Raw genomic sequence first — 14,473 nt, 5'->3', positions numbered from 1 at the left:
ATACCAGTATGGGAGGCAATATGATGATAAAAAGCTTCAAAAAAGCGGCTAGACCAACGGCATTGCTGGCATTGGCCGTCACGACAACCCTTACCTTCAGCTCAGGTGCGTGGGCCAAGGAGACAAGCGCCGCTGCACCCTCTTATCGGACGGTTGTAGAGGTCAAGGATTTTGGAGCGCAAATTACGAAAATCATTGTTGATCTGGGTAAATCGATACCCAAAAACACGGTAACCAAGGATACATTTACGGTACATGTAGAAAGAAGCGACCGCCGGTTGGACGATCCTTTGATTGCGGAAGGCGACCGGAAGGTAACCCAAGCTTATGTGGCGGATCAAAACGGCAATCCTGCCAAAGAAGCCGGAAGATACGTGGTCTTGGAAATGGAGATCGGTCCTGAAATAAAATTAAGCCCTGCGATGAATTATGTTGAGGTAGGCGCATGGAATGACAACAAATACACCGTTACCCAGCAAAAGGACATTACCACCAAATCCGGGGTGATTTCCGGTCTGGTTATCAACAACTCCGCTGGCGAGATCAGAGAGCTGGTGGATGAGTTTAATACGGGCAAAGCCACTTATCAAGGAGTTACGTTAACTTATGCGGACTATGCGCCGGCAAATGATAAAAAGAAAAATCCGCTGGTGATTTGGCTGCATGGTATGGGCGAAGGGGGCACCGACCCTACGATTGCAATCGCCGGAAACAAAGCGGTGAATTTTGCTTCCAAGGACATTCAATCCTATTTTGGCGGGGCATATGTATTGGCTCCTCAGACACCAACCTACTGGATGGATGGTTTTAAGGATTTTGGGGACGGAACCTCGAAATATGAAAAAGCCTTAATGTCTTTGATCCGCGACTATGTTGCCAAAAACAAGGATATTGATCCCAAGCGGATTTACATTGGCGGAGATTCCAACGGCGGGTATATGACCATGTTGATGATCCGTGATTATAAAGACTATTTTGCCGCGGCATTTGTGGCCTGCGAAGCCTTAAAAGACAGTCTGATCACCGACAAACAAATCAAAGCGATGAAAGACTTGCCGATCTGGTTTGTTGCTGCCAAAACGGATACCGTTGTTCCTCCCATCGATTATACCGTTTCAACGTATAGCCGCTTGGTGAACGCCGGTGCAGAGGATGTTCATATGTCTTTATTTAACAATGTATCGGACACCTCCGGCCTGTACAAAAAAAGCGACGGGACACCTCATGAATACGATGGTCACTGGTCCTGGATTTATGTGTATAACAACGATGTCTCTAAGGTGATCAATGGAAAGAACACAACATTAATGGAATGGCTGGCTTCTAGGACGAAAAAATAAGAAAAACGTCGCCGCTGATCCGTTACGTTGGATGTACGGAAGGGATGGGTATGGGGTTCGCCCCTATCCCCATCCCTTTTCGGTTCAACTACGAGAGTACTTCCCCTTCTATCATGATCCGAAGCACCGTGTACTTCGGCTCTTTCTAAACTGGGGATGCTGCTCTAACGGACTCCAGCGACCTTATTGCTCCATTTCCCGGGTATTTCCCAGCCTAACGGACACAGTTGACGCTATTTCACTCTAAACGGGCTCTCCCGGGCCGATTCAAGGGAAATAAGGTCTTCTCTGTCCGTTACATTTTGCAAACCTCCGTTTTTCCGCAAATAGAGCCTTTGGAGTCCCTTAGCCACCAGTTCCGTCTTCTCCTCCCCTTTCTACCCGCGCACTGTCCCCTCCCTCGCATCTAAAAGCCCCGAGGCTTGGCGGTTGGCAGATTCTGGTGCAGGTTCTGGCAACGGCTGCCAGCACCAACATGCTTACTTCCAGCCGCAACGGTTCGAAGCTCAGCCCTTGTGAGTCTGGCGGTACTGGCCGGGGGTCGTCCCGACGATTTTTTTGAAAGAACGGATAAAGCTGGAGGTATTGGTGAAGCCCGTTTGGGCGGCGATCGCTTCCAGCGGCTCGCCGCTCTCCCGCAGCAGCCGGGTCGACTTCTGAATCCGCAGCCGGTCAAGGTATTCCTTGAAATTTTGCCCCATTTCCTTCTTAAAGTGGTGGCTGAAATTCGAGACCGACATGCCAAAATGATCGGCCAGCAGCTGCAGCGAGCAGTTCGGATCCATGCCCTTCGCTTCAATCACCGCGAGAATCTCCTCCCGGGCCGCTGGGCGCGCCTTGGGCAACGGCAACGCCTCCCGGATCATCTCGCACAGCTTGGTGCCGCTGTCCCGGAGAATTCCGGCCATCTGCTCCAGCGTATAGCGGGGCCGGAACGCGGCGTCCGTCAGCCGCAGCAGGCTTTGATCGTCTTGGCGGAACCACTGCAAGCCGTTAAAAATCACGCTGGCCGTGTTCAAATACACGCTGCGCACCATATGCGGGGCCAATCCATCGCTGCCCAGGTACCCGATGATCCGTTCGATCAGGGATTCCACCAGGGCGGCTTCGTTTTTTAAGATGGCCAGTTCCAGCGACTGCAGCAGCTCGGCAAAATAAGAAACCGTCCCGGACGGCGACACCTCGATTTCCCCAAAGCCGAGGATGGGGTGGGTGCCGCGGAGCCGCAGCTGCTCCACCGTGCGCAACGCCTGCAAGTAGGACATATGCGCGGATTTGGGACTCCGGGCTTCAGCGGGCTCGCCGATGCCGATGATCGTCCGCCAGCCCGGATCCGTCTGCAACTTCTCCTGCAGCTCCTCCTGCAACTCCGCTTGCAGTTCCTCCTGAAGCCGGGCCAGCGCCTCCTTGACCGCAAAGCCTTCCTCATGAGCGCAGACAAACACGATTTCATGATGATACGTGCTTTTGAAAAAATACCCGCGCGCCCCTGCCCCTTCTTCGGGAACCCCCTCCTCCTTGCGTTTGCAAAACTCAAGCACCCAATTCGCCTCCACATCCTCGGTCTCGCAGGAGATCACGGCCACCGTCAGGTACGGGCCGGTCAGATCGATCCCCGTTTTCACCGCCTCCCGCTCAAACGCCTGCCATGTAAGGAAGTGCCCGTTCACCAGCTCCAGCAAAACGCGGTCCCGCTTAATCGGCAGGGTTTCCTTCACTTGCTCATCCAGCCTGCTATTGGTTGCATAAAGGCCGCTTAACGTATAGCGGATCGTATCGATCTCGTTCATCGGGCGCTGCTCCTGCGGCTCGAACAGAGCGGCGGCAAAGTCAACCAGCCGTTTGATCGGGTGGTAGTTTTTGCGGATCGACACGTATATCACGATCACTTCAAGCAGCAGGATAATTCCGACCAGCAGGATCGTATTCAGTTGAACCATGCGGATGCCCTGCAGGGAGTCGGATACCGGGAGCAAGCTAACGTATTTCCAGCCGTTTTTATCCGATACCGCTTGGGAAACGACATAGGAGACACCGTTGATCCGGTGAATGCCGGAGGTTGGCCCGTTCGCGCCGCTCACCCCGTTTGCTTCTTTCGCCCCGTTTTCCTCCTTCGCCCCGCTCGCCTTACCCATCCGCTCCACCAGCGCCGCCAAATCGCCGGAAGCTTGGTACAGGGAGGCATTGGAGGCCACCAATGGCCGGCCCCGCTCATCAAAAATAAAAATATCCCCGTTATACGCCTCCGAAACCGACCGCATCATGCGCAGGATCGTATCCTCCCGAACCATGATCATGACGACGCCGGGGGAATTCGACCCGCCTACCGGCAGCGGCTGCAGGAAGGTCAACACCCGGACCCGGTTGTTGCCGGGGATGACGACCTCCTCCACAGGCCGAACCATGGGGGAGTTTAGCGTATTCAAGGTCTCCTTCAAGTAAGCGTGCTGCCAGTTTTCATAATAGTAGCCGACCCCGGGCGTCGCCATATCGCCCATGCTGTATGCGCTTCCACTTTTAGAGAACAAAACACCGATGTTCCTTACGTACAGCAGCGTATTGTAGATGAAAGCATCGGTTGCGTTGTATTTTTTCATCTCGTTCGCAATCAGCACCCGCTGGTAATCGCTCTCCCCCGCCTGATACAGCCGGAATTCCCGGTTCTGCACCAGCTCGAACGGCAGGTTGTACACGTAGCGCGTAAACGTGTCCATCGAGGTCATGAACTGCTCGGTAATATGGGCGTTCCAGTCCATTTCCTTCTCCTTGACCGCTTTTGCCGAATAAGGATAGTAATATAACAAAATGATCAGGACCGGAAACAGCAGCACCAGCACATAGGAAATCAACAGCTTTGTCAGCAGATTGGCTTTGTTTTTGCCCAAGGCCGGTTCACCTTCCTTTTCTGTGTTCCCATGGATGACGGCCGCCATCTGTCTTAAGATATGCTTCCCGCGAAAAAAACTGCCGCCAGCCGCGGTCCGGCTTCTGTGAAATACGTCGATCTTATCGTAACGTTGACCTTCGTCATTTGGCAACCCTTTCGTTGCCGGAAATGGGCCGGGCGGCGGCTCACTTTGGGGACACTGGGCGGAGCGGCGGCTATTCTCCGGCGGCCGGCTCCGCAACGGACGGGAGGTTAGGCTATGCCAAAGCAAAGCCCATGAAATGCAAAAGTGCAGGCGATTTTCGCCCGAATGCCCCGGAAATGGCTCGTCAAATGCAAAAGTGCAGGCCGCAAGCCTCTTTTTAAGCGAATAGCCCCCAAATAGATGTACTTTTGCATTTGGATCGCTCCAAAACGTCATTTTAAGGAAAATCAAATGCACTTTTGCTCAAGAAGAAGTCCCGGAACTGCTGCCCGGAACTCTAACGGTTGCAGCAGCGGCTATTTTCCGAAAAAAGCCCTTTTCAAAACTCTAACGGTTGTGAGCGCCGTTATTTGCCTGAATTTAAGCAAAATAGCCGGATTTCAGGGAAATAAGCGCCAGGGCAACCGTTACAATTTGAAATCAACGTTTTTGGAACAAATAGCGCTTGTGGCATCCGTTAGAAAATTTGTGTGGCTAGAATGTGTATCTTATCAGATCAGAAAGGAATGCTCCATCAGCGGCAAAGCTCGGAAATGTATTCGGCGTCCCGGCCGACCCCGCCGATCAGCGCGGAGCCTCTGGTGTACTGCCACGGCAGCCCGAGGAAGTACAGACCTTGGACAGGCGAAACACCGCGATGATGGACCGGTTTTCCTTTATCGTCCAGCACGTCCGCAATCCGAATCCAACCGTAATCCGGCCTGAAGCCGGTGGCCCAAATCACGTTTTGGACAGTGAGCTTGCTTTGATCCTGAAACGTAAATTCATGGCCACGCGCGCTTTCGGTCTTTGGTTTGAGCTTGATTTTACCTTGTTTGACCAGCGCTCTTAATTCGTACCCGAAAATCGGGTCACCTTGACGGCTTAAGAATCGGCCCAGCTTACCGTCGACACTGGCGTTCATCACGCCCAGCTTGTCTGCCCACCAGAAGATGCTTTTCCCGAAAAGCTGGAGCGGGAGGAACCTCATCTTATGTCCCGCGGAAAGATAAACTTCCCGGTCCTGGGCCAGTTCGGCCGCAATTTGTGCGCCGGAGTTTCCCGCGCCGACCACCAGGACGGCCCCGTCTTTTAACGAAGAAGGATTCAAATACTGCGACGTATGGACTTGGTAGACATCGTTCGCCAGCGCCTCCCGGAATCCAGGAACAAACGGCTTATGAAAAGGTCCGGCAGCTACAATGACGTTGTTCGCCAAATACTCCCCTGTACGGGTATGAACCTTAAATTTCCCTTGCTCTTTCGTTAGGGAGAGGACCTCCGTCTCCAACTGAACGGGCAAATCGAAATGGGCCGCATACCGCTCCAGATAGTCGGCGATTTCATCTTTGGCCGCATATCCGTTCGGGTCCCCCGTGAGAGGAAGGCCCGGCAATGAGCTGTACGCGCGCGGGGTAAAAAGAACCAGGGAGTCATAGCGCTGCCGCCAAACGCCGCCGAGTCTTTTTTCCATACCGATGATCCGGAAATTTACATTCTTTTGCTTCAAATAGTACCCTGCGGCCAATCCCGCCTGGCTTGCCCCGATGATAAGTACGTCCGTTTCCGCCGTTGGCATTGGCATCCCCTACACTTTCATGACTTCATGATGAATCTCCGGCGTTTCGATCTGAATGGTGGTATGCTGAATTTTGAATTTCTCCTGGATCAAGCGGATCGCTTGTTGGAGAATTCGTTGATTATCCTGATTGTCCTTGATCAAAATATGGCAGCTCAGCGAATCCAACCCGGAAGTGATCGTCCAAATGTGCAGATCGTGCACGTCCGTTACGCCTTCAATACTCTCCAACGTCTCTTTGACCTCCGCCTGGTTGACGGTGACCGGGGTTCCCTCCATCAGAATATGAACGGTATGTTTGATCACGCCCCAAGCGCCTTTCAGGATCAGGACGGCAACGAGCACGCTGATGATCGGGTCCGCGATATACCAGCCGAAAATCATCATGATCAGACCGGCCACGATGGCCCCTACCGAACCCAAGGCATCGCCGAGAATATGGAGGTACGCGCTGCGCAGGTTGATGTTGTTTTTCACGTCGCCTTTTCTCATCAACGACCATGCGCTGAGTATATTCGCGAGCAGACCGATGCAGGCGATCAGCATCATCGAGCCGCTGGCCACCGCGCGGGGCTCCAGCAGCCGCTCATAAGCTTCCCAGAGGATAAACCCGGCAACGACGAACAAGGTGATTCCGTTAAAAAGCGCCGCCAGGATCTCGAAGCGGTAGAAGCCGTACGTTTTGTTGGGCGATGCCGGTTTGGTCGCAAACCAGACGGCAACCAGGCTCAAGACCAGCGAGCTGGCATCGTTCAGCATATGCCCGCTGTCGGATAAGAGCGCGAGACTGCCCGTGACCAACCCGCCGAAAAATTCCAAAAACATAATGCCGACGGTAATGATTAAAGCGATGGTCAGGCCCTTTTTATTGCCGCTCGGATCAAAATGATGGTGGTGACCGTGATGACCATGGCCGTGATGATCGTGCCCATGGCTATGGTCGTGATCGTGGTGTTTAGTCGAGTGTTCATGCCCGTGATCGTGTTCATGTTCATGTTCGTGTTCGTGAACGTGTTTGTTACTCATTTCGAAAACCTCCTGTCCGGGTTTAGCATGGAAGATGGCTGAAGCGATCTTTGGCAGTTATGCCGGATTACGTTCCAGCTACGTAAGTTTTATTATATGAGCATATGCTCATATATGGATTATCGAGCATTCTCTCGCTTTTGTCAAGGTATAGCATGAAAAAAAGGTCCGCTGCAGGCCCGTCTATAGGATATCGGAAAATTATTGCTTCGAACACAACAATCTTGCTATAAGTATATGGTAGAACATGGTATATCGAGGCAAAATGGGGCATCCCCGCCATAAAAAGAGGGCCCCAACGCTTCCGTAAGCTTGGAGTCCTCTTTTTTGTCTCAATTACTCACTGTAATGGTTGTCGACAAATGTGTTATACTGCACCGAAATAAAATAGGTGATGTCGGGTGTGTATAAATACAGATTCAACGCTTCCGGCGTATAGGGGCCGGCCTCGACATGAAACTTGCCTTCACTGTCGAAGGTGACGTTTACATCTTCAATATGCTTGGATATACTGCCTCTTTTCTCCTGAACCTTCAGTACCATATTTTGCCCGCTAAATTCCTTGAATTTGCCTTCCACAACCAGCTTGCGATCCTCGCGGAATTCCGCGAACAAGCTCCGGTCTTGCAGTTCGGCAGGCTTCACGTACAATTTTCTTTGCGGCAGTTTGGGCAGGGAAGCCGCCGGCGTTTCATTCACCGGACGGGCGCGAAGTTCGCCCAGCGTTTGCCGTAAATGCTGCAGAATTTGCAGGGCTTCGCCCCGCGTCAGTTGCCTTGCGCCTTCAAAACCCGGTATGGACAATTCCGTAACGCCTTGAACGTAGTCTTTGGCCAGAACATACGTGATCGCATTGGAACCTTTTGCGTTTACGCCATCCGCCGCCGCGACGATCTCCGCAACCTGTGTGCGGGTAACCGGATTGCTGCGGGCGGCCGCGTTCGCGATGCCGGCGAGCGGGTAATTGCGGCTTTTTGCGATCGCGTAGGCGCCATCGGCCCAATGGGTGGCTTTGGCCGGCTGGTACGCTTGAATATTCACGCTGTACATTTTAAGCAGCATCGTCCAAAATTCCGCTTCGCTGACTGTCTCATCGGGATGAAGCAGCCCGTCTTTCGCCGGGGAAATAATGCCGCTCTTTAGCCCCCATTCCAGGCTGGCCTGCAAAGGGTGGCCGGAGATGTCGGAAGGTAAATTGGCCGCGGCTGCACTGTACGTTTTGGTCTTCCATTTCGGATAAACTTTTACGCTGATCTCTGTGGTTTTTCCGTCCAGGGTTGCTTTTACCGTATAATCGCCGGCTTTTAGCCCGGTCAAGACTCCATCCGCGGAAACTTGCAGCCCCTTGGAATTGCTGCTCACGAAAGTGATGCCGCTCTCTACCGCCTCCGATCTCCCGTCACCGAATATGGCTTGGAAGCTTAACCGGTGTGAACCGCCTTCATTCAGCGTGATTTCGCCGAACACCGGCTCAAGGGCAATCAAGGCGGGCCCTTTTCCGGTCGTAAAAGACCAGGTTTTGGTTTGATTCTCCGAGGATGCCTCGGTCCGGTAGTTCAAAGTTACCGTATATGTATGATTCCCTTTTAAAACCTTCTTGGGGAACAAAAACAAAGTTTTTTGCGAGTACAGTTCCTCAAAGTAAGCGACTTCTTCTCCGTCCTCATCCTTGATCGCGGCTTCGTAAGAAGTTATCTTCGTTTCCGTGGTCGCGGAGATGATGTAACCCGAATGCTCCAGGCCAAACTGTTCGAGCGGGTTCGGAATTTCATGACCATAGAACCCTACCGGCACTCCGGTCTGCCCGTCATAGGGATAAACGGATATGCCGCCGGAAATCGCGGAAGCGAATCCCGATCCCGCCATGTTAACCACGGCCGTACCGTCCACCAAACCGATGCCGATTTCACTATATCGCGGACCTAAAATAATATCCCGATGGTAGGCCGAATCAAGCCAGCCCTGGATCGCGGAGGAACTGCTGTTTTGCTTAAAATGCATAACCTCGCCATAAGCGGCTCCATTACTCCCGGAACTCCACCCTGCGGTCCGAATTCTTTCCTTCACGGAGGCTCCGGTAAAACCTTTGTTCCCTTCTTTTTCCGAGTGAGCGCTTAAGCCGGGATGATCCTCCTTATTCGCATTATAGTATTTGGCGTGGGCTTCCGCCGCTTGCGTAATCTCCTGATTGAGCGTTACCGGTTGAACCCCTATCTTGGCGCGCACTTCATTGAGAAAATCCAAAGCTTCCAACTGATCGCTCGTATACCCTGATTTCCCGCCATCCGCCGCATACACGTGCGGTGCCGCGCCAAAAGCTCCTCCTCCAAACCATCCCAGCAATAGCAAAAGAGCCCCCGCGCCCGCGATCACGCTCCTCCCGCGTTTACGAGCGGCAAACGGGCCCTTCCTGTTGTCCAATCTCATGCCATGACCTCCTTTTTGTCAGGAATTGAATTCGACAAAGTTCGGCGCTTTCCTGCAAAATCACTAGTAAATGCAACTCTATTAAAAGGGGCTGTCCCCATAAAAATAGCCAGTAGTGTCCCCCGCAAGCAGCAGGCTCTACGTCCATACGGCAATTTGAATGGAATAGTTGCAAAATGTACAGTTACTTATCCGGAAATGCTGCCACAGCGCTTGATTAAGTGCAAAACCTGCAATTACTCCGCTATTTTTCGAAGGAAAGGCAAAAAGACGGATAGATAGTTGTACGAAATACACGCGTGGTTGGGCAAATGAATATAAAGTTAGTTGTATGATTTGCAATTAATGGTATGAGCAAACAACCGCTGGCTCTTTGGGCCTGGCGGCTGTTCGTTTCCCTGCTCCTTATTTCACTTCGTTCAAGCGCTCTTCCAGACGGTCCCAGGTTTCGGTGATGCCCTGCAGCATACCCATGTCGATGACGGTCTTGAGGGCTTCCGCCGATACGTATTCGCTGCGGCTGACCAGTTTCGTCTGGCCGCCAAGATCGATGAATTCCATCGCGACCACAGTTGCCGGCATCTCCTCGTTCACATTGCCTTCGGCATCCGAGAAGTAGTCGGTGTAGACGAAACTATCCGGCTCGTCGATTTCCTTATATACACCTTTACCCCAGGATTCCATACCGTAGAAATCGCCTTGATTCCGATCCATACATTTCATGCAATAGTGCCAAACGCCGCCCGGCCGGAAATCGATGTTGCATACCGTAACCTCCCAGCCTCTCGGTCCCCACCAGTGCTTCAAATGCTCCGCCTCTTTAAACATCGAGAACACCAGCTCGCGCGGCGCGTTGAAGACCCGCTCCAGTACCAATACCTTATCATTCTCTACTCTCGAAACCATTGCCTGATTTGCCATTGTAAAATCCTCCTCATCGATTTTATGATTTTTCCTTATTTTGCTGTTCCCTCAAATAGTTATCCAAATTGTCGAACCTGTCTTCCATAACGCGCCGGAAGGATTTCACCCAAGTATCCAGCGCTTGGAAGGGCTCGGGCCGGAGCTTGTAGATCCGGCGATTGCCTTCGGCCTTCATTTCCAATATTCCGCCTTCGCTAAGTATCTTCAAATGCTTCGAGGTTTGGGGCTGACGAAGTCCCAGCCGGCCGGCAATTTCCCCCACGGTCAGGGGACCTTCGCGCAAAAGTTCGACGATAGCCAAACGATTCGGTTCAGCCAACACGCTCATCATCATCGTCCTGTCCATGCCCGGATTGTTTTTCCTTGACATGCCGTTCACCTCATTAAGGGATGCTTACTTGATATCGCCTCACTCCTTTATCGTCAAAGTTTTCTTCCGGTGATTTAAATATACACCATTAGGAATATTCCTGTAAAGGAATATTTAAATTTTTTTTTGACCAGCAGCAATTCGAACTTTTTATCTGGACCAACCGTCAGTTAGAATACGATCGCGGCTAGGGGGCTCATACCGAGCGGGAGCTTCATATTTAAATGATGTAGCGCCCGGCGATCCGTATACGCTGATTAACCCGTCGCAAGGGAGGATTGAAGTGAACAACAACATGATCCGGCCACAAAACTTGAGTAACCTTCCCCTTTTTTCATGGACAGTAGCGTCGAGTACCTCTGCCCTTTCAATCAGTAGTCTACATCCAGTGGACGTTCTCTAACGGACACCAGCGACCTTATCCGCCCATTTCCCGGGTATTTCCCAGGCTAACGGACACACATGACCCTATTTCGCTCTAAACCCGTTCATCCAGGACGTTTTGAGGCAAATAAGGTCGTCTGTGTCCGTTACATTTTGCAAACCTCCATTTTTCCTCAAATAACGGCTCTGGTGTCCCTTAGCCCCCAGATTCCTCTTCTCCCCCCTCTCTACCTGCGTTTCGCCCTCTACCATATCCGAAATTTTAAAAATTCTATATGGTTAAGAAACACGTCCCGCGTTTAGCGGTAGTTTCTTCTTTACGATTCTAGAATCGCTCAGCGAGAGGGAATATCCCACGAATTGCAAAAAAGCCCAATCCTAAGGATTAGGCCCTTTATCCATCTCGATACTTAGGTTGAGTTTATTTCCCGCGTCATCCTTCTCATTCTCCATATAATAGTCCTGCAATTCATCTTCGGTTGTCCCTTCCGCCAAAGGCACCTGGTTGCGGTAGGCTGAGCGGCAGAGCACATGGGCGGCAACCGGGGCGGTCAAAAATACAAAGAAGATTCCCAAGATGAGGCGGATGCTGAAGTAGCCGTCGGTAATGATGAAATACAGCAAGGTGCCGACGAGCGCGCACAGCACGCCAAGGGTAGAACTTTTAGATGCAGCATGAGACCTGGTATACACATCGGGCAAACGGACAACGCCAATCGCGCTGATCAAGCTGACCACCGCCCCGAATAGAATAAGGACTGCTCCGACAACTTCACCGCTTCCGCTCAATGACAACACCTCTTTCTATAAACCGGGCAAAAGCGACGGTGCCGATAAACGACAGGATCCCGATCAGCAGAATTAGATCAAAAAAGGCATGAGTGTGCAATAATACGGAGAACACGCCGATACTGGCAATGAGATTAATTCCGATAGTATCCAACGCTTGAACGCGATCGGCACCGGACGGCCCCTTCACCACCCGATATAAATTGGCCAGGATCGCCAGCATTAAGATACATAAGGCGATGACCATCATCGTGTCGAAGATCATTTTCTTGTCACATCCTTTATCGCTTTTTCAAACACGGATTTTGACTTTAAGACGGCCTCTTTGGACTCCGGCATATTCAGCCCGTGAATGTACAGCACCTTGGAATCGGAGCTCAGCTCCATCACGACCGAGCCTGGCGTCAGGCAAATCAGCAAGGAGAGGAGCGTGATTTCCAAATCCCCCTCCAAATCCGTCTCGACCTTGAAGATTCCCGGCTTCACATCGAGTTTGGGACGAAGGACATGCTTCACGACCATCATCGAAGAAATAATCAGCTCATTGATAAACAGAACAAGCAGTTTGCCGATCGCAGCCAGCGTAAACACATAAAACGAGCTTTTAAAGAACCGGCGCATGCACAGTAAAATAAACAGTCCGACAAAGTAACCGCTGATAAAGTTCAATACGCTCACTTCATCCTGCAGAAACATCCATAAGCAAGCGATAAATATGTTGAGAAGCACCTGAACGGGCATGGCTGTCTCCCCCCTTTATTCAAACACGGCGTCAATATACAGATTTGGATTCAGCAATTCCTCGGCAGCTTGAGCCACATAACCTGCAAGCCCTTCGGAGCCGATTCCCAGGGCAAGACTGGCGATAGTCAACAGAGCAATCGGCAACAGCAAGCCCTTCGCCGTCCCCTTCTCCTCCTCTTCACTCAAGAGCCGGTCGCCCCAAAAAGCGTTCATGAACATTTTGATCATGGAATATAGAATACACAAGCTGGCCAGCAGCCCGACCGCCCCCAGCCAGAAATAACCGGACGCAAAGGCGCCTTGCGTAATGAACACTTTGCCAAGAAAGCCGCTTAACGGCGGGATTCCCACCATGGACAGCGCGGCGATGAAGAACATCCAGCCGAGCTGGGGATGAACACGGATCACCCCACCGGTCTCTTTTAAATGGCTTGTTCCGGTCAGATGAATAATCGTTCCGCCTATCAAAAAGACGAGCGCCTTGATCACCATGTCGTGAATCAAATAATAGATGGAACCCATCATACCGGTGTGCGTGAATGAAACGAGCCCAAGCATAATAAACCCGACACTTAGGACCACATTATAGGTTAATATTTTGCGCAAATCCCAATAACCAATCGCTCCGAGTCCGCCTAGAACCATCGTGGCGGCAGCGAGTATCCCTATAAACAGATGGGTGATCTGCGGCTCATGATAAAAGATCAGCGTAAACATCCGAAAAATCGCATAGATCCCCACCTTGGTGAGCAAGGCCGCAAAGATAGCCGCGATGGCCGTCGGCGGAACACTGTAGGATCCCGGCAGCCAGAAATAAAGCAGCAGCCCCGCCTTTAAAGCGAAGACAATCAGGAACAGAAACGCCACCGTTGTAATGAGCCCATCCTGGCCGACCTCAGCGATCCGGATCGAGATGTGGGCGAGGTTCAATGTGCCCGTGATCGAGTATAAATAGGCAACGCCCATTAGGAAAAAGGCGGATGAAATGATGTTCGTAAAAATATATTTGAGCGACTCGCGCAGCTGCCTTTTGGTGCCGCCCAAGCTGATCATGACATAAGAAGCAAACAGAAACAGTTCAAAAAAGACATATAAATTAAACAAGTCCCCCGTCAGAAACGAGCCGTTGACCCCGGTGACCAAAAACAAAAACAGCGGATAAAAATAAAGTTTCTCCTGTCTTCGCCCAATTGACGAAAAGGCATAGATCAGACAACCCGCCGAGACCACCGAGGTGGTGAGGAGCAGCAGAGCGCTGAACATATCGCCAACGAAGCTGATGCCATACGGCGCCTCCCAACCGCCCAGCTGCAGCGCTTGAATCCCGTCATTTCTGATCTGGTTCATCAATAGAACGGAGACGACCCCCGTAGCCAGCAAGGCAGCCAGACTAAGAACCCTTTGAAGCTGAATATTTTTCTGAAAAATTATGAGCGCCATTCCCGTGAGCAGAGGGATGACGACGGGAGTAATTAATAAGTTATTCATCCTCATTTCCCCTTAATCGTTCCATGTCATCCGTCCCGTAGTTTTGATAGGCCCGGTAACATAAAACTAATACTAGCGCGGTTACAGCAAAATTAATGACGATCGCCGTTAAAATCAAAGCTTGGGGAATCGCATCCGTGAAACCTGCTTTTTTCTCATGGAGAAGAGGAGGCGCCCCGGTTTTTAGACCACCGGAAGTAATGAGCAATAAATTCACGGCATGGCCAATGATCGATGACCCCAATACAATCCGCAGCAGCCGTCGCGATAAAATCAAATAGGTTCCGACCGATACCAAAATGCCGACCAGAATAACGATTAATGTCTCCAT

General features: G+C 51.5%; 12 protein-coding genes. 1 reads left to right on the top strand and 11 read right to left on the bottom strand.

Annotation, left to right across the window (positions count from 1 at the left end; translation table 11 throughout):
* Window positions 1-23 precede the first annotated feature (23 nt).
* Complete coding sequence (locus EHV15_RS10815) at window positions 24-1,340, top strand: prolyl oligopeptidase family serine peptidase (RefSeq protein ID WP_128635280.1); 1,317 nt, start codon at window positions 24-26, stop codon at window positions 1,338-1,340.
* Window positions 1,341-1,846: 506 nt separating this feature from the next.
* Here EHV15_RS10815 and EHV15_RS10810 read toward each other — a convergent pair.
* From EHV15_RS10810 to EHV15_RS10760, 11 genes are all read right to left on the bottom strand, one after another.
* Window positions 1,847-4,378, bottom strand: coding sequence for an AraC family transcriptional regulator (locus EHV15_RS10810; RefSeq protein WP_246061460.1), 2,532 nt, complete (start codon window positions 4,376-4,378; stop codon window positions 1,847-1,849).
* A 568-nt stretch (window positions 4,379-4,946) separates the two neighbouring features.
* Entirely contained in the window at window positions 4,947-5,990 is a 1,044-nt protein-coding gene (locus EHV15_RS10805) for a flavin-containing monooxygenase (protein ID WP_128631199.1), read from the bottom strand.
* Window positions 5,991-5,999: 9 nt separating this feature from the next.
* Window positions 6,000-7,016, bottom strand: a complete 1,017-nt coding sequence (locus EHV15_RS10800; RefSeq protein WP_128631198.1) for a cation diffusion facilitator family transporter — start codon at window positions 7,014-7,016, stop codon at window positions 6,000-6,002.
* A 336-nt stretch (window positions 7,017-7,352) separates the two neighbouring features.
* On the bottom strand, window positions 7,353-9,443 hold the full coding sequence (locus EHV15_RS10795; RefSeq protein WP_128631197.1) for a CAP domain-containing protein: 2,091 nt from the start codon (window positions 9,441-9,443) through the stop codon (window positions 7,353-7,355).
* 405 nt (window positions 9,444-9,848) lie between these two features.
* Entirely contained in the window at window positions 9,849-10,364 is a 516-nt protein-coding gene (locus EHV15_RS10790) for an SRPBCC domain-containing protein (RefSeq protein ID WP_128631196.1), read from the bottom strand.
* Window positions 10,365-10,386: 22 nt separating this feature from the next.
* Window positions 10,387-10,737 carry an ArsR/SmtB family transcription factor gene (locus EHV15_RS10785; protein WP_128631195.1) on the bottom strand — a complete coding sequence of 117 codons (351 nt, stop codon included), beginning with the start codon at window positions 10,735-10,737 and terminating at the stop codon, window positions 10,387-10,389.
* Between the two features lie 762 nt (window positions 10,738-11,499).
* Complete coding sequence (locus EHV15_RS10780; RefSeq protein ID WP_128631194.1) at window positions 11,500-11,910, bottom strand: Na+/H+ antiporter subunit G; 411 nt, start codon at window positions 11,908-11,910, stop codon at window positions 11,500-11,502.
* The gene (locus EHV15_RS10775; protein WP_128631193.1) at window positions 11,894-12,175 is read right to left on the bottom strand and encodes a Na(+)/H(+) antiporter subunit F1; all 282 of its coding nucleotides are present in this window, start codon (window positions 12,173-12,175) and stop codon (window positions 11,894-11,896) included. Before EHV15_RS10775 ends, EHV15_RS10780 begins: the two co-directional genes overlap by 17 nt.
* Window positions 12,172-12,651, bottom strand: a complete 480-nt coding sequence (locus EHV15_RS10770; RefSeq protein WP_124333433.1) for a Na+/H+ antiporter subunit E — start codon at window positions 12,649-12,651, stop codon at window positions 12,172-12,174. The genes EHV15_RS10775 and EHV15_RS10770 overlap by 4 nt, the downstream gene beginning before the upstream one ends.
* 15 nt (window positions 12,652-12,666) lie before the next feature.
* Complete coding sequence (locus tag EHV15_RS10765) at window positions 12,667-14,142, bottom strand: Na+/H+ antiporter subunit D (protein WP_128631192.1); 1,476 nt, start codon at window positions 14,140-14,142, stop codon at window positions 12,667-12,669.
* Window positions 14,135-14,473 carry a Na(+)/H(+) antiporter subunit C gene (locus EHV15_RS10760; protein ID WP_128631191.1) on the bottom strand — a complete coding sequence of 113 codons (339 nt, stop codon included), beginning with the start codon at window positions 14,471-14,473 and terminating at the stop codon, window positions 14,135-14,137. Before EHV15_RS10760 ends, EHV15_RS10765 begins: the two co-directional genes overlap by 8 nt.

It is taken from the genome of Paenibacillus oralis (assembly GCF_003863965.1).
Classification (GTDB): domain Bacteria; phylum Bacillota; class Bacilli; order Paenibacillales; family Paenibacillaceae; genus Fontibacillus; species Fontibacillus oralis.
This window is presented reverse-complemented; position numbering and strand designations above follow the sequence as displayed.